Origin of the sequence: Ornithinimicrobium carbonis (assembly GCF_050703245.1) — a bacterium.
GTDB lineage: Bacteria > Actinomycetota > Actinomycetes > Actinomycetales > Dermatophilaceae > Ornithinicoccus.
Map to the genome: position 1 here is coordinate 3,386,005 of NZ_CP192647.1, position 13,310 is coordinate 3,399,314.

Sequence of the window (13,310 nt, forward strand, 5' to 3'; positions counted from 1 at the left end):
TCTCGTCCGGTTTGCACGGGCACCTGGATCGCGACCTGCGCAAACGCAGGCGGAGGTCGGGCAAAGCGGACGACACCCCGGAACGAGAAGAACCCCTCGCGCACCTGGAAGAGCTCACCTGCCCTTGCTGCATTCCTGCCCTGGGGGAGTTCAGTGAGGTACCACCGCACGAGGGGTCCGGGGACCAGTGTAGGCGACGGCCGCGGGCCGGCCAAAGAGCGGGCGACCCACAGCGGGAACCGGTTCTTGGAGCAGGGAGGAACCCGCTCCAGGAGCCGGATGCCGCTGTGGGTCGGTCGCAGCGCCTCAGGCCAGCCCCGGTTGCAGGGCCTCAGCCGAGCCACCACGCGAGGGCCACGCCGGCCCCGGCGACGAGAAAGGCGATGGCCCAGAGCTTGTCGAGGTTGATCCAGTGCGAGCGCAGCACCCGCAGGCCGAGCACCTGGTGGACGACCAGTGCGGTGGCGCCGGCGGCCAGGGCCATCCCGAGCGCGTGCACGACGGCGACGAGCACCGCCGCCCACAGGTCCCCGGCCAGCGCGCCGGCCACGGCGTCCTCGTGCCCGCTCGTCGTCGTGCTGAGCAGCACGGGCGCGAGCATGAGGCCAGCCCCGGTCGCGGTGGACATCAGGAACGACCACCAGGCCAGCTGCCAAGGCCGCAGCCGCATCCCCACCCAGCGGAAGTGGCGCGGCCGCAGCAGCTGCACCGCCCCGAACACGAGCAGCACGACGGCCACGACCCCCAGCGCCAGCCCGCGGGAGACCTGGCTGGCGAAGAGGGTCACGACCAGGGCGGTCGGGAGCACCGAGAGCTCGTGGCCCAGGACGATCCACGCGAGGGAGCGCAGCAGCGCCCGGCGGCTCTTCTCCTGCAGGCCGTAGGAGAGGGCGAACAACCAGCCCATCGCGGGATTGACGCCGTGGAACAGACCCAGGCCCAGCGCGGCGAGGAGCGCGGCCACGTCGACCGCCCCGCCCCCGCCGTGACCGGCGTGCGTCAGCAGCACCGAGGCGTCGGCGGGCGGCCCGGGCGAGGACGGCACCGGGCAGGTCAGCTGAAGCAGTAGGAGTCGCTCGACGCGTCGCCGCCCTCGAGGTGGGTCTGGTGCACGCGGTTGCCCCGGAAGTCGTCCCCGTGGGGGAAGAACCGCTCGTCCAGCGTCATCCGGCCGGTCTCGGGGTCGATGTCGGCCTTGGCCATCCAGGCCCCCACCCCGTCGGGGTAGAACTGGTCGTCCCAGGCGCCGTAGAGCGAGTTGGTCCAGTAGACCCGCCGGCCGTCCCGGCTGATCTCCACCATCTGCGGGGCGCCGGCCAGGGGCAGGTCCGGTGCGGCCGGGTGGCTGGCCCTCGTCATGATGCCGCCGAGGCGGATCTCGCCCACCTGCTTCGGGTGCAGCGGGTCGGTCACGTCGAGCTGGATCGTCTGTCCCGTCCCGAAGCAGGAGACGTAGAGGAAGCGGTCGTCGACGGAGAGGTCGATGTCGGTGATGAGCGGAGGCACCGCCTTGAACGGACGCAGCAGCTCCGGCAGACGGTCCACGTCCTCGTCGGCCACGGGCTCGGCCGGGATGTCGAACACCTTGGTGATGCTGAAGTCGCCGTCCCGGCCGTCGCGCTGCCAGCACCAGATGGAGCCGGAGAGGTCCTCCAGGCTCAGGACCACGCCGACGAAGCCGTACTGCTGGTCGGGGTCGTGGGCCGGCCGCAGCTCCAGGGCCATCTGGTACTGCGGGCCGAGCTCCAGGGTCTGCAGGTGGGTGCGGCGCACGAGGTCGAAGACGTGGACCTTGTTGCCGTACCGGCCGGCCAGCAGGTCCTCGGGCAGCACACCGTTCTCCACCTGGCGGGGGGTCCCCCACTCGCTGGTGATCATCCGGTCGTGGTTGAGGTGCCACCAGAAGTCGTAGGCGAGGTACTGCTCGCCCCGGTCCTTCTCCCAGGCCCCCTTGACCTCGAAGGTGTCGTGGTCCAGGAGCGCGATCCCGCCAGGCCCCTCATCCCCCTCCGCGGTGCCGAGGTTGGTGATGTAGATGCCCTCGGGCCCGCAGTGGGCCGTGTGCGGGCGGGAGTACCCGCTCCTGGCCTTGTACTCCTCGGGCTCGATGACCTTGGCGATCGTGGGGTTGCGCGGGTCGTCCTTGACGTCGACGAAGTGGATCCGCGAGGAGCGCAGCCCCATGAGCAGCAGGTACCGGCGCTCCACGTGCGGGTGCGCGCTGCCGGGGCACAGGGCCGAGGAGCAGGCGTTCCAACCGTGGTGGTGCAGCTCGTCCCCGACGTTCGGCATCTCGCACCAGCCGACGACCCGGCCGTAGTCCGGGGCCGCCGGGTCCACGCTGACCACCGCCAGGGCGTCCTTGCCCGGCTCCCCCTCCCCCCGCCAGAAGGTGGCCACGAAGGCGTGCTGCTCCGGGGGCGCCTCCCCCGCCAGCTCCGGGGAGGGGTAGAAGGTGGGGTCCGGTCGCCAGGTGGTGGTGCCCATCACGGTCCTATCAGTCGTTGCTATGAACGTGGGAAGCAACACTTATCGTGACACACCGCGCCCCGACACGCATCAGACCCCCGGGCCGGGGCGCCGGGGGTCTGATGGTGTCCTGCTGGACGGTGGCGGAGGATGCGGGATTTGAACCCGCGAGGGGTTTCATCCCCAACACGATTTCCAATCGTGCGCACTAGGCCACTATGCGAATCCTCCGCCGACGAGGATACCCGACAGCCGCCCGGGGGCCGAAATCGCAGGTCAGCGGCGCCGTCGACCGGTTCCGAAGATGGACCGGGTGATCTCCCGACCGATGACCGTGCCGGCCGAGCGCAGCATCGAGCGGAACGCCGTCGACTCGACCACCTGACCGATCATGCCCTTGTCCTCCTCGGCGGCCCGGCCCCGCCCGGAGCCGGTGCGACCGCTCCGCCCCGAGGTCCCGGCCCCGCTCTCCTCCTCCGCAGCCTCGTCGGCGGCGGCCTCGAGCCGGGCGGCGAGCAGCTCGTAGGCCGACTCCCGGTCGACCTGCTCGGCGTAGCGGGACATGATCGCCGACCCGGCCTCGACCTGCTGGACCACGGCCTGGTCCGACGGCCCGATCCGTCCCTGCGGGGCGCGCATCATCGTGTGCGCGACCGGGGTGGGTGCGCCCTTCTCCGACAGGACGGTCACCACCGCCTCGCCGGTCCCGAGCGCGGTCAGCAGCTCCTCCAGGTCGTACCCGCTCCTCGGGAACGTCGAGACCGTGGCCCTCAGCGCCTTGGCGTCGTTCGGCGTGTGCGCGCGCAGGGCGTGCTGCACCCGGTTGCCCAGCTGGGCCAGCACGCTGTCGGGCACGTCCTTGGGGGTCTGGGTGACGAAGAAGACGCCGACACCCTTGGAGCGGATGAGCCGCACCGCCTGCTCGACGGAGTCGAGGAAGGCGTCGGAGGCGTCGTCGAAGAGCAGGTGCGCCTCGTCGAAGAAGAAGACGAGCTTGGGCTTGTCCGGGTTGCCCACCTCGGGCAGGTCCTGGAAGAGGTCGGCCAGCAGCCACATGAGGAAGGTGGAGAAGAGCACCGGCTTGTCCTGCACGCCCGGCAGCTCCAGGCAGCTGATGATGCCCTTGTCGTCGTCGGTGGTGCGCATGAGGTCGGCGGTGTCGAACTCCGGCTCTCCGAAGAAGACGTCGCCGCCGGCCGCGGACAGCCCGACGAGCTCACGCAGGATGACGCCCGCGGTGGAGGTCGCCAGCCCGCCGAGCGACTTCAGGTCGCCCTTGCCCTCGTCGGAGAGCAGGTGCTGGATGACGGCGGTGAGGTCCTTGAGGTCCAGCAGCGCCAGCCCCTGCTGGTCGGCCCAGTGGAAGACCAGGCCGAGGCTGGACTCCTGCGTCTTGTTCAGCCGCAGCACCTTGGACAGCAGGGTGGGACCGAAGGAGGTCACCGTGGCGCGCACGGGGGTGCCGACCCCCTCCCCTCCGAGGTTCATCAGCTCCACGGGGTATGCCGTCCCGCTCCATTCCTGCGCGAGCGCCCCCATGCGCTCGTCGATGCGCCCACCGCCCTCGGCGGGCGACGCCATACCCGTCAGGTCTCCCTTGATGTCGGCCAGGAAGACCGGGACGCCGGCGTCCGAGAGCTGCTCCGCCAGCACCTGGAGGGTCACCGTCTTGCCCGTGCCGGTGGCGCCGGCCACCAGACCGTGGCGGTTCATCGAGCCCAGCGGCAGGCGGACGACCGCGTCAGGGACGACCTGCCCGTCGTCCACGGCCCCACCCAGGACGATGCTGGGCTCGCTGAAGGCGTAGCCCTCGCGGATGAGTTCGACCTGGCTGCTCTGCTCGTTGCTCTCCTCGCTCACGCCGCCGACTCTAGTGCGACGGGCGGACGGACCTGCCGCCGCCTACACTCGCGCCCATGATCTTCAAGGGTGTGGGCGACGGACGTCCCTACCCGCCGCACGGGCTGGACGAGGCCCGCGACTGGGCCCACCTGCCGCCGCGGATGCTGCGCCTCGACGACCTCGTCACCACCCGGGCCGAGCTGGACCTGCACGTGCTGCTGTCGCCAGACTCGACCTTCTACGGCGACATCTTCTGCCACGTGGTGAAGTGGCAGGACACGCTCTACCTCGAGGACGGGCTGCACCGGGCGCTGAGGGCCGCGCTCCAGGGGCGTCCGGTGGTGCACGGGCGTGTCCTGGACCTGGACGCCCGCGGCGGTCGCTAACCTCGCACAGCGGGTCCTGCGACCCGACCCCGACCACCGACCCGACCCCGACCACCGACCCGACCCCGACGACGGAAGGACCAGCCCCGTGGGCTACGTGCGCACCGCCGGCATGTCGACGGCCGCCCGCCGGGCACGCCGCCGGGCCGTCCTGGTGATCGTCGCCCTCCTGCTGGGCCTGCTGCTGGTGTTCGGCTTCGCGCTGGCCTACGTGCAGGGGTGGTTCGGTCTCAACGAGGGGGGCACGGACGACGCGGCGGTGACGACGGCGGTGCCCGCGCCTGCACCGAGCCTGGCCCCGGAGGACGTGCCCGTCAACGTGTACAACGCCAACGCCGGGTCCGGGGCGGCCGGACGGGCGGGCGAGGCCCTGCGCGCCCGCTCGTTCGACGTGCTGACCGTCGCCAACGACCCGGAGGGGGCCACGATCGACGGGGTGGCCGTCGTCCGGCACGGCCCCGAGGGCCTGGAGGAGGCGCAGGTCCTGCTGGACGCGCTGCCGGAGGGCGTCGAGCTCGTCGAGGACGGGCGGGAGGCGCTGTCGGTCGACCTCGTGCTGGGCTCCCAGTGGGAGGACCTGGCCGCGCCGGACGCCGACGAGGGCGCCGAGACCGACGCCGAGAGCACCGAGGAAGGCTGAGCATGGACCACCAGGTCACCCTCTCCCGACGGGTCTCGGCACCGCCCGCGGCCGTCTGGGAGGTCGTCACCGACCTCGACCGGGCGGCGGAGCGGCTCTCGCAGGTCACCGAGCTGCACGTCGTCTCCGACGGCCCGTACGCCGTCGGCACCCGCTGGCGCGAGACGCGGCGGATGATGGGCGCCTCCGAGACCCAGGAGATGGTCGTCGTGGACAACGACCCGCTCCGCCGGACGGTGACCGAGGCGGTCGACGGCAGCACGCGCTACCGCACGACGCTCCTGCTGGAGTCGCTGGACGAGTCGGCCGGCACGCTCCTGACCGTCGTCTTCGAGGCCCACGTGACCGACCCGAGCCGGCTGCAGCGGCTGGCGCTGAAGGTCGTCGGTCCGCTGGGGACCAAGCTCACCGAGAAGTCCCTGAGGACCGAGCTGGACGACATCGCCCGCGCGGCCGAGGAGCTCGCGCGCGGCTGAGGGTCGCCGCCGGCCCGTCCGCCCGGCGTCGGTCGCCGCATCTCGCGGTGGCCGCTGCCCCGTCGGTGCTCCGTCCACAGGTTCGTCGTCGGCCCTCCCGAGGAGGTGCTGCCAGGAGTACCGTCGCCTGCATGCGCGAGTTCAGGCCGACCCCGCCGACCGGGGGCAGCGAGCCGGAGGATCCCTGGGCCTACCGGCCCCAGCTGTCCCACGGGTCCGCGGCTCCCTCCTCCCCGACCGGCGGCCTGCCGGACGACCGGTCCGGCATGGAGACCGGCCCGGCCGCCGGGCCGGCGCCCTGGGGCGCACCCGCCGCCTACAACCACCCCCGCGGGACGACCGTCCTGGTGCTGGGCATCCTCAGCGTCGTCATGCTGCCCCTCCTCGGGCCGTTCGCCTGGGCCATGGGCCACAGCGCGCTCAAGGAGGTCGACCGCTCGGGCGTCCCGGCCGCCAACCGTTCGATGCTCGTCGGGGGCATGGTCACCGGCATCGTGGGCACCGTCTTCCTGGTGCTCGGGACCCTGGTCTTCCTGGCGTTCATGGGCCTGTTCATCACGTCGGTCTCCACCACCACGGGCTGAGCACTCCGCTCACAGCAGCAGGTCAACCACCCACGAGAGCATCAGCACGACGAGGGTGGCCGCCGGCAGGACGAGGGCCAGGCGCAGGCGGACGCGGCTGTCTCCGGTCGGTCGCTCCCCGGGGGCCAGGACCAGGTCGCCCTGGTCGTGGTCGAACCACCCGAGCACGCTGGCCACGGCCACGAGGAGCAGCCCGAGAGCCAGCACCGGCAGTGCGGGGACCTGGAACGCGGTGGCAGGGAGGAGCACCATCGCGACGCCCATCGCCATGACGGGGACCGCCATCAGGACCGCACCGACCCAGAGCCGGGAGACGAGGGCCCGCAGGACGACGCCCGGGGCCAGCAGGAGGACCCCCAGGGAGGTCAGCACGAACGCGCCACCGACGAGCGCGCCCACCGAGATGTCGGCCGGAACCTCCTCGAGCCACGCCGAGAACCCCCACCCGGACAGGACCATCCCGACCAGGCCGAGCACCGCCCACGTCGCCGTGGTCACCCCGACCGGACCGGGTGCGGCCCCCTCGCTGTCGGCCAGCTCCCGGGCGTAGGCCCGGGCGTCGCCGAACGCCTCCTGCGCCGTCTCACCGGACTCGGCCACGTGCGTCTCGACGGTGACGAGGGCGTCGCCGATCCGGGCCCCGGGCACGTCCAGCAGACGCTGCTCGAGCGCGAACTCGTCCGCCCAGGCCCGGTCGACGCTGGGCGCGAGGTCCGCCGGGTCCCGGTCCGCCGGGTGCTGCGCCGACCGGTCGCGTCCTGCCCGGCCGTTCCTCTGCTTGCTCGTCCTGCTCATCGGTGCTCCCCCTGGGGGTCGAGCGCGCCGTCGGTCAGCGCGCGGGTGGTGGTGGTGAAGGCGGCCCAGTCGGCCGCCTGCCGGTGGGCGTGGGCGCGACCTGTGCCGGTGAGGGCGAAGTACTTGCGTCCCGGCCCGCCGTCGCCGGGTCGCCACTCGACCTCGACGTGGCCGGCCTGCTCGAGCCGGCCCAGGAGGGGATAGAGCGTCCCGCCCTTGACCTCGCCGAGACCGACCTCGGCCAGCCGCTGGGTGATGGCGTAGCCGTAGCTGGGGCCGTCGAGCAGGATCCGCAGCACGCAGACCCCCAGGACACCCCGCAGCCACTCGCTCGGCCACTGCTCTCGTTGCATGACTAGATCGTATATCTGACTAGTCAGACAGCGCAACTAGTGAGGTCCATTCTGGGCAACGCCCCGTCGCCTTCCCCGTCCAGCGGGGTCTGCACGGGCACCCCTGGGAGCCCCGCAGCGACCAGGACGCAGAAGACCCCCGAGCCGTTCAGCTCGGGGGTCTTCGGGTCCTGCTCGGACCAGCGCGGTGGCGGTGGGATTTGAACCCACGGAGGACTTGCGCCCTCACACGCTTTCGAGGCGTGCTCCTTAGGCCGCTCGGACACGCCACCGCCGGACAGGTTACCCGAACGGCCCCGGGGCCTGAAAATCAGTGCGCATCGGGATCGGGCGTCAGCGGACGCCCTCCCTCGGTCCCGCCATCCCCGCCGTCCCCGCCGTCCCCACTGGCCCCGTCGGCCCCGTCGGCCCGCGTCATCCCGCGACGCCCCGCGAAGAAGTCCAGCAGCAACCGGGCGCTCTCCTCGGCCATCACCCCACCGACGACCTCCGGCCGGTGCAGCGCCGCCCGGTCCCGCGGCAGGTCCCACACCGACCCGCACGCCCCGGCCTTCTCGTCCCACGCGCCGAACACGATCCGGTCGACCCTGGCCAGCACCGCCGCCCCTGCACACATCGCGCACGGCTCCAGGGTCACGACGAGCGTGCAGCCCTCCAGCCGCCACCGTCCCTGCGCCCTCCCCGCCTCCCGGAGGGCGACCACCTCGGCGTGCCCCGTGGGGTCGTGCTCGGCCTCGCGCACGTTGTGCCCCCGCCCGACCACCCGGCCGTCCTCGTCCACGACGACCGCGCCGATCGGCACGTCGCCCGACCCGGCCGCCGCCCCGGCCTCGTCGAGCGCGAGCCGCAGCCACTCCGCATACCTCGGGGGGAAGGCCGGGCCGGCGCCCGGTCCGACGCGCACGCCGGAGGCCCCGTCCGCCCTCCCGGGCCCTCCGCCCCCGACCGGGGTGCCGCCGCGATCCGCCACGACCTAGAGTCTTGCCTATGCGCGTGCACGTTGCCGACCACCCCCTCATCGCCCACAAGCTCACGTACCTGCGTGACCGGCGGACCGACACCCCGACCTTCCGCCGGCTGACCGACGAGCTGGTGACGCTGCTCGCCTACGAGGCCACCCGGGACGTGCGGGTCGCCCCGTTCGACATCGAGACGCCGGTGGCGCCCACCAAGGGCATCCACCTGGCCTCGCCCAAGCCCCTCGTCGTGCCCATCCTGCGCGCCGGCCTGGGCATGCTCGACGGCATGATGCGGATGCTGCCGACCGCCGAGGTCGGGTTCCTGGGCATGGTGCGCAACGAGGAGACGCTGGAGGCGCACACCTACGCCAACCGGTTGCCCGAGGACCTGGACCGGCGGCAGTGCTACCTGCTCGACCCCATGCTGGCCACGGGCGGGACCCTCGCCGCCGCCGTCCGCTTCCTCGTCGACCGCGGCGCCGACGACATCACCGCGATCACCCTGCTCAGCGCCCCGGAGGGCATCGAGCGCCTGCAGTCCGAGCTGTCCGACGTCGAGTGCCCGATCACCATCGTCACCGGCGCCATCGACGAGCGGCTCAACGAGCACGGCTACATCGTCCCCGGCCTGGGGGACGCGGGCGACCGGCTCTACGGCGTGGTCTGAGGAGCACCGGGTATGGCGTCGCGCCCCGCGCGGGTCTCGCGGCGGTCCGCGGTCGAGCCCTTCCACGTCATGGAGGTGCTCAAGGCCGCGGCCGAGCGGCAGCGCACCCACGGTGACGTCCTCATGCTCTGCGCCGGCCAGCCCTCGACGCCCGCGCCGGCGCCCGCCGTCGAGGCGGCGGTCCGGGCGGCCACCTCCCAGGTGCTGGGGTACACCGAGTCGACCGGCATCCTCCCCCTGCGGCAGGCGGTCGCCGAGCACCACCGGGAGCTCAGCGGCATCGACGTCGACCCGGACGAGGTGCTCGTCTTCCCCGGGTCCTCGGGAGCGTCACCGCCCTCTTCCTCGCCGCGTTCGACGTCGGCGACACGGTCGTGATGGCCCGGCCGGGATATCCCGCCTACCGCAACACCCTGCAGGCGCTCGGCGTGCGGGTGCACGAGCTGGACTGCGGGCCGCACACGCGCTACCAGCCGACGGTGGCGATGATGGAGGAGCTGGCCGCGGCGTCCGGGCCGCCCGCCGGGCTGATCGTCGCGTCCCCGGCGAACCCGACCGGGACCGTGATCGACGCCGACGAGCTGGCCGGCCTGGCCCGCTGGTGCGAGGAGCACGGGACGCTGCTGGTCAGCGACGAGATCTACCACGGGCTGAGCTACGGCCGGGCGACCGCGAGCGCGTGGGAGACCTCCCGCGAGGCGGTCGTGGTGGGTTCGGTGAGCAAGTACTTCTCGATGACCGGCTGGCGGGTGGGCTGGCTGCTCGCCCCGGCCTCGTTGCGCCGCCCGCTCGAGGTCCTCACCGGCAACCTCAACATCTGCCCGCCCGCATCAGCCAGTACGCCGCCCTCGGCGCGTTCACGCCGCAGGCGCGGGCCGAGCTGGAGGGCCACCGGGAGCGGTATGCCGTCACCCGCGAGGTGCTCGTCCGCCGCCTTCCCGAGGTCGGGCTGCGCACGGACGCCCCGCCGGACGGCGCGTTCTACGCCTGGTGCGACGTCGGCCACCTCACCGACGACTCGGTGGCCTGGTGCCAGGCCCTGCTCGCCGACTGCGGCGTGGCGATCACCCCCGGCGTGGACTTCGACACCGTCGAGGGCCACCGGATGGTGCGGCTGAGTTTCGCCGGGTCGACGGCCGAGGTCGAGGAGGCCCTGGACCGGATGGTGGCCTCGCCGCTGCTGCGGGGCTGAACCAGGCCGGCTGAGCGGCACGCAGGCTCCACCGACGGGGGCGCGGCCAGGTGGGACCGGGCCGGCGGGCGGTGGCGGCCGGCTGCGACGGAGGTGCGACACACCCCGACCGGACGGAGCACGGCATACTCCGTCACTTCTGCCACACTGGCACCAGACCTGTGGGCAGGCGCCGACCGGTGCCCGGCCCGCGACCCAGACCGACCCCGACCCCGACCCCCTGGAGGACGCCCGATGCCAGCCACGGTGAAGAAGGTCCTGCACTGGCTGCTGTGGGGGTTCATCATCTACGCGGTCGTCACCAACCCCGACCGCGCCGCCGACATCGTCCGCGCCATCTGGGACATCATCAGCCAGGGCGTGCTCAACATCGGGCGCTTCTTCGGCAACATCGTCGACGGGTAGCACAGGCGCCATGGCCGTGGCCGCGACCACCGACGACGGGATCCGCCTCAGCCGGCGCATCCTGCAGCGCTACCTGCTCGACGACGAGCGGCCGGTCGTGGCCACCCGCCAGCACTGGGCCTACCTCTTCGAGCCGGTCGCCACCGCGCTCGTCTCCCTGGTGGCCGTCGCCGCGGTGTCGCCCGCGGTCGAGGAGACGGTCGGCGAGCTCGTCGCGGTGCTGTGGTGGGTCTGGTTCGCGGTGCTGGGGCGGGCGGTGTGGCGGTTCGCCGAGTGGCGCAACGAGTGGTTCGTGGCGACCGACAAGCGGCTGATCATGACCTACGGGCTGCTGACGCACAAGGTCGCGATGATGCCGCTGCGCAAGGTCACCGACATGAACTACGGCCGCAGCCTGCTCGGTCGGATGCTCGGCTACGGCACCTTCGTGCTGGAGTCCGCCGGGCAGGAGCAGGCGATGCGGGAGATCAACTGGCTGCCGGACCCGGACGACAAGTACCGCCGCATCTGCTCCACGATCTTCGGCACCGCCGGGTGGGACCCCGACGAGGACGCGGGCCCCGGGCCCGACGAGGACCGGGAGGACCAGGGGTATGACGTCGCCCGCGCCGGGGCGTGGGACGAGCCGGCCGTGCAGGACCCGTTCGAGACGGACCTGTCGGACGACCCGGGAATGGCGGACCGGTTCGACGCGGACGTGATCGTCGCCCGGCGGGGGACGCCCGCCGGGCGGGTGCGGCGGCAGGACCGGCGCGAGGAGGCAGCTGACGCGCGGGACCGGGAGGGTGGGAGCCGGTGGGAGGCGGTGGACCGCGGCGAGCTGCCGGCCGACTGGGACTGGGTGGACGAGCCGCGCACGCGACGCCGGGTGGCGGTCGACCCCGACCCGACGCCCAGCCGGTCCCCCGAGGGCCAGGAGCCCCGGGACCGGCGTGGCCAACGGGCTGGACGCGACCGACGGGACCGGCGTCCGTAGGCACGTGGCACGCGGCGCCCGCGCGGCGGCATACCCCGGGTCGGTGGCGCGTGGACCGGGCCGCTTGACGGCGGCATACCGCGGGTCCGTGGCGCGTGGACCGGGCCGCTTGACGGCGGCATACCCCGGGTCCGTGGCAGGCTCAGCCGGCCGCGTCCTCGCGGACGTCGAGCACCCAGCGTTCCCCCTCGGGCCGGAACCCGATGCGCCCGTAGTAGGGGTTGGCCATGCCGGCCGGGGACAGCACCCGCTCGAAGCCTCGCCGGGCGAACAGCCCGGACTCGCGGTACACGAACTCACCGGGGGTGAAGTCCCGGTAGCCGGGGCTGACCCAGTCGAGCACCACCTGGGCGACCCCGTCGCCGGCGTCCCGGACGAGGACGACCCCGACGGTCTCGTCCCCCTTGAGCACGAGGTAGGCGCTGTGGTCCCCGTGCGGATCGTGCGTGAAGCCGGGGTTGTAGCGGGCGATGTCCTCACGGTGGACGTGCAGGACGTGGGCCAGGTAGCGGTCGTCCGGCTCCACCTCCAGCACCGTGTAGGCCTGCGCGTCGTGCCGCGAGCGCAGCATCCGCCACAGGTAGACGACGTTGATGAGCGACAGCACGACGTTGAGGCCGACCATCGGCCACACCTCGATGATCGCGTTGTAGCCCAGCAGGATCAGCGAACCGGCCAGGTTGATGATCCGCAGCCGCAGCAGCCGGGTCTGCAGCAGGGAGATCACCAGGACCGCCGAGCCCGTCCAGCCACCACCTCAATCCAGTTCATGGGCGAAGCGTAGGCGCTGGGGCGGCCCAGCGGCCCAGCGGCGTCGACGCGTGCGGTTGGCGCGGGCGCTGCGCGGGCCTGCCGGCCCAGCGGCGTCGACGCGTGCGGCTGCATCCTCCGGACGATCCTAGAATCGTCCCCATGGCAGTCCGTCCCATCACCGTCATCGGGCACAAGGCCCTCCACGCTCCGACCAAGAAGGTCAAGGAGGTCACCGACGAGATCCGTACCCTCGTCGCCGACATGTTCGAGACGATGGAGGCCGCCGACGGCGTCGGTTTGGCGGCCAACCAGGTGGGCTCGCGGCTGCGCATCTTCGTCTACGACTGCCCCGTGCCCGACGGTCCGAACGCGCGCGGGGTCGTGGTCAACCCGGTCCTGGAGAAGATGGGCACCCCGCCGCCGCTGCACTCCGAGGAGGACGGCGAGGGCTGCCTGTCCGTCCCGGGCGAGTGGTTCCCGCTGGCCCGCCACCCCCGCGCGCGGGTCACCGGCACGGACCTGGAGGGCGGCGAGGTCGTCGTCGAGGGCGAGGGGCTGCTCGCGCGGTGCCTGCAGCACGAGACCGACCACCTGGACGGCTACCTCTACGTGGACCGGCTGACCGGCCCCGTCAAGACCGAGGCCCGCGAGGCGATCAAGGACCGGGGCTGGGCCGCCGACGGCGTGCTCAAGTGGGACCCGTCCACGCAGTCCTCCGACGAGGTCTGAGGGTCAGGCCGCCGGCGGCCGGAGCTTGGCCTGCCAGGCCCAGGCGTGAGGTAGGCCTGGGCGTGCGGCCAGACCGAGGTGTGC

Annotated in this window: 17 protein-coding genes, 2 tRNA genes, 1 other RNA gene and 1 pseudogene; 11 read left to right on the forward strand and 10 right to left on the reverse strand. The window is 72.8% G+C overall.

Annotation, left to right across the window (positions count from 1 at the left end; all coding sequences use genetic code 11):
• Window positions 1-85 precede the first annotated feature (85 nt).
• The 5 genes from ffs to ACQ95T_RS17005 form a co-directional block, all read right to left on the reverse strand.
• Window positions 86-180, reverse strand: an RNA gene (gene ffs, locus ACQ95T_RS16985) — signal recognition particle sRNA small type.
• Between the two features lie 151 nt (window positions 181-331).
• Window positions 332-1,045, reverse strand: coding sequence for a hypothetical protein (locus ACQ95T_RS16990; protein WP_425942000.1), 714 nt, complete (start codon window positions 1,043-1,045; stop codon window positions 332-334).
• Window positions 1,046-1,053: 8 nt separating this feature from the next.
• On the reverse strand, window positions 1,054-2,487 hold the full coding sequence (locus ACQ95T_RS16995) for a selenium-binding protein SBP56-related protein (protein ID WP_425942002.1): 1,434 nt from the start codon (window positions 2,485-2,487) through the stop codon (window positions 1,054-1,056).
• A gap of 123 nt (window positions 2,488-2,610) precedes the next feature.
• Window positions 2,611-2,700: transfer RNA gene (locus ACQ95T_RS17000), tRNA-Ser, on the reverse strand.
• 45 nt (window positions 2,701-2,745) lie between these two features.
• Window positions 2,746-4,329: a helicase HerA-like domain-containing protein gene (locus ACQ95T_RS17005; RefSeq protein ID WP_425942004.1), complete on the reverse strand. Its 1,584-nt coding sequence runs from the start codon at window positions 4,327-4,329 to the stop codon at window positions 2,746-2,748.
• A 56-nt stretch (window positions 4,330-4,385) separates the two neighbouring features.
• Here ACQ95T_RS17005 and ACQ95T_RS17010 point away from each other — a divergent pair, with 56 nt between their 5' ends.
• The 4 genes from ACQ95T_RS17010 to ACQ95T_RS17025 all read left to right on the forward strand — a co-directional run bounded on the left by ACQ95T_RS17010 (window position 4,386) and on the right by ACQ95T_RS17025 (window position 6,397).
• Window positions 4,386-4,697 carry a type II toxin-antitoxin system VapB family antitoxin gene (locus tag ACQ95T_RS17010; protein ID WP_425942006.1) on the forward strand — a complete coding sequence of 104 codons (312 nt, stop codon included), beginning with the start codon at window positions 4,386-4,388 and terminating at the stop codon, window positions 4,695-4,697.
• Window positions 4,698-4,785: 88 nt separating this feature from the next.
• Complete coding sequence (locus ACQ95T_RS17015) at window positions 4,786-5,337, forward strand: LytR C-terminal domain-containing protein (protein ID WP_425942008.1); 552 nt, start codon at window positions 4,786-4,788, stop codon at window positions 5,335-5,337.
• A 2-nt stretch (window positions 5,338-5,339) separates the two neighbouring features.
• Window positions 5,340-5,813 (forward strand): SRPBCC family protein, encoded by a 474-nt coding sequence (locus ACQ95T_RS17020; RefSeq protein ID WP_425942010.1) that lies wholly within the window; start codon window positions 5,340-5,342, stop codon window positions 5,811-5,813.
• 131 nt (window positions 5,814-5,944) lie between these two features.
• The gene (locus ACQ95T_RS17025; protein ID WP_425942012.1) at window positions 5,945-6,397 is read left to right on the forward strand and encodes a DUF4190 domain-containing protein; all 453 of its coding nucleotides are present in this window, start codon (window positions 5,945-5,947) and stop codon (window positions 6,395-6,397) included.
• Between the two features lie 9 nt (window positions 6,398-6,406).
• Here the strand turns inward: ACQ95T_RS17025 and ACQ95T_RS17030 are convergent, their stop codons facing one another.
• The 4 genes from ACQ95T_RS17030 to ACQ95T_RS17045 all read right to left on the reverse strand — a co-directional run bounded on the left by ACQ95T_RS17030 (window position 6,407) and on the right by ACQ95T_RS17045 (window position 8,395).
• On the reverse strand, window positions 6,407-7,192 hold the full coding sequence (locus ACQ95T_RS17030; RefSeq protein ID WP_431473147.1) for a hypothetical protein: 786 nt from the start codon (window positions 7,190-7,192) through the stop codon (window positions 6,407-6,409).
• Complete coding sequence (locus tag ACQ95T_RS17035; RefSeq protein ID WP_425942016.1) at window positions 7,189-7,545, reverse strand: PadR family transcriptional regulator; 357 nt, start codon at window positions 7,543-7,545, stop codon at window positions 7,189-7,191. Before ACQ95T_RS17035 ends, ACQ95T_RS17030 begins: the two co-directional genes overlap by 4 nt.
• A 185-nt stretch (window positions 7,546-7,730) precedes the next feature.
• Window positions 7,731-7,817: transfer RNA gene (locus ACQ95T_RS17040), tRNA-Ser, on the reverse strand.
• A 38-nt stretch (window positions 7,818-7,855) separates the two neighbouring features.
• Window positions 7,856-8,395: a nucleoside deaminase gene (locus ACQ95T_RS17045; RefSeq protein WP_425942509.1), complete on the reverse strand. Its 540-nt coding sequence runs from the start codon at window positions 8,393-8,395 to the stop codon at window positions 7,856-7,858.
• A gap of 137 nt (window positions 8,396-8,532) precedes the next feature.
• Between ACQ95T_RS17045 and upp the strand changes: the two genes are divergently transcribed.
• From upp to ACQ95T_RS17075, 6 genes and pseudogenes are all read left to right on the forward strand, one after another.
• Window positions 8,533-9,171 carry a uracil phosphoribosyltransferase gene (upp, locus tag ACQ95T_RS17050; protein WP_425942018.1) on the forward strand — a complete coding sequence of 213 codons (639 nt, stop codon included), beginning with the start codon at window positions 8,533-8,535 and terminating at the stop codon, window positions 9,169-9,171.
• Window positions 9,172-9,183: 12 nt separating this feature from the next.
• Window positions 9,184-9,549, forward strand: a complete 366-nt coding sequence (locus ACQ95T_RS17055; protein WP_431473148.1) for an aminotransferase class I/II-fold pyridoxal phosphate-dependent enzyme — start codon at window positions 9,184-9,186, stop codon at window positions 9,547-9,549.
• Window positions 9,549-9,944, forward strand: a pseudogene (locus ACQ95T_RS17060) (aminotransferase class I/II-fold pyridoxal phosphate-dependent enzyme); the annotation flags it as partial. The gene ACQ95T_RS17055 and the pseudogene ACQ95T_RS17060, both read left to right, overlap by 1 nt.
• 146 nt (window positions 9,945-10,090) lie before the next feature.
• Window positions 10,091-10,363 (forward strand): aminotransferase class I/II-fold pyridoxal phosphate-dependent enzyme, encoded by a 273-nt coding sequence (locus ACQ95T_RS17065; RefSeq protein WP_431473922.1) that lies wholly within the window; start codon window positions 10,091-10,093, stop codon window positions 10,361-10,363.
• Window positions 10,364-10,597: 234 nt separating this feature from the next.
• Window positions 10,598-10,768 (forward strand): hypothetical protein, encoded by a 171-nt coding sequence (locus ACQ95T_RS17070; RefSeq protein WP_425942022.1) that lies wholly within the window; start codon window positions 10,598-10,600, stop codon window positions 10,766-10,768.
• A gap of 10 nt (window positions 10,769-10,778) precedes the next feature.
• A complete protein-coding gene (locus tag ACQ95T_RS17075; RefSeq protein ID WP_425942024.1) occupies window positions 10,779-11,744 on the forward strand; it encodes a PH domain-containing protein in 966 nt (321 codons plus the stop codon).
• A gap of 142 nt (window positions 11,745-11,886) precedes the next feature.
• Here ACQ95T_RS17075 and ACQ95T_RS17080 read toward each other — a convergent pair whose 3' ends face one another.
• Window positions 11,887-12,471, reverse strand: a complete 585-nt coding sequence (locus tag ACQ95T_RS17080) for a hypothetical protein (protein WP_431473149.1) — start codon at window positions 12,469-12,471, stop codon at window positions 11,887-11,889.
• 185 nt (window positions 12,472-12,656) lie between these two features.
• Between ACQ95T_RS17080 and def the strand changes: the two genes are divergently transcribed.
• Window positions 12,657-13,226: a peptide deformylase gene (gene def / locus ACQ95T_RS17085; RefSeq protein WP_425942028.1), complete on the forward strand. Its 570-nt coding sequence runs from the start codon at window positions 12,657-12,659 to the stop codon at window positions 13,224-13,226.
• Window positions 13,227-13,310 lie beyond the last annotated feature (84 nt).

Excerpts from the sequence above, each read along its gene's own strand:
- ACQ95T_RS16995 (WP_425942002.1), bottom strand. The coding sequence starts at position 2,487 with ATGGGCACCACCACCTGGCGACCGGACCCCACCTTCTACCCCTCCCCG.
- ACQ95T_RS17010 (WP_425942006.1), top strand. The coding sequence starts at position 4,386 with ATGATCTTCAAGGGTGTGGGCGACGGACGTCCCTACCCGCCGCACGGG.
- ACQ95T_RS17020 (WP_425942010.1), top strand. The coding sequence starts at position 5,340 with ATGGACCACCAGGTCACCCTCTCCCGACGGGTCTCGGCACCGCCCGCG.
- ACQ95T_RS17025 (WP_425942012.1), top strand. The coding sequence starts at position 5,945 with ATGCGCGAGTTCAGGCCGACCCCGCCGACCGGGGGCAGCGAGCCGGAG.
- ACQ95T_RS17030 (WP_431473147.1), bottom strand. The coding sequence starts at position 7,192 with ATGAGCAGGACGAGCAAGCAGAGGAACGGCCGGGCAGGACGCGACCGG.
- ACQ95T_RS17035 (WP_425942016.1), bottom strand. The coding sequence starts at position 7,545 with ATGCAACGAGAGCAGTGGCCGAGCGAGTGGCTGCGGGGTGTCCTGGGG.
- upp (WP_425942018.1), top strand. The coding sequence starts at position 8,533 with ATGCGCGTGCACGTTGCCGACCACCCCCTCATCGCCCACAAGCTCACG.
- ACQ95T_RS17055 (WP_431473148.1), top strand. The coding sequence starts at position 9,184 with ATGGCGTCGCGCCCCGCGCGGGTCTCGCGGCGGTCCGCGGTCGAGCCC.
- ACQ95T_RS17070 (WP_425942022.1), top strand. The coding sequence starts at position 10,598 with ATGCCAGCCACGGTGAAGAAGGTCCTGCACTGGCTGCTGTGGGGGTTC.
- ACQ95T_RS17075 (WP_425942024.1), top strand. The coding sequence starts at position 10,779 with ATGGCCGTGGCCGCGACCACCGACGACGGGATCCGCCTCAGCCGGCGC.
- def (WP_425942028.1), top strand. The coding sequence starts at position 12,657 with ATGGCAGTCCGTCCCATCACCGTCATCGGGCACAAGGCCCTCCACGCT.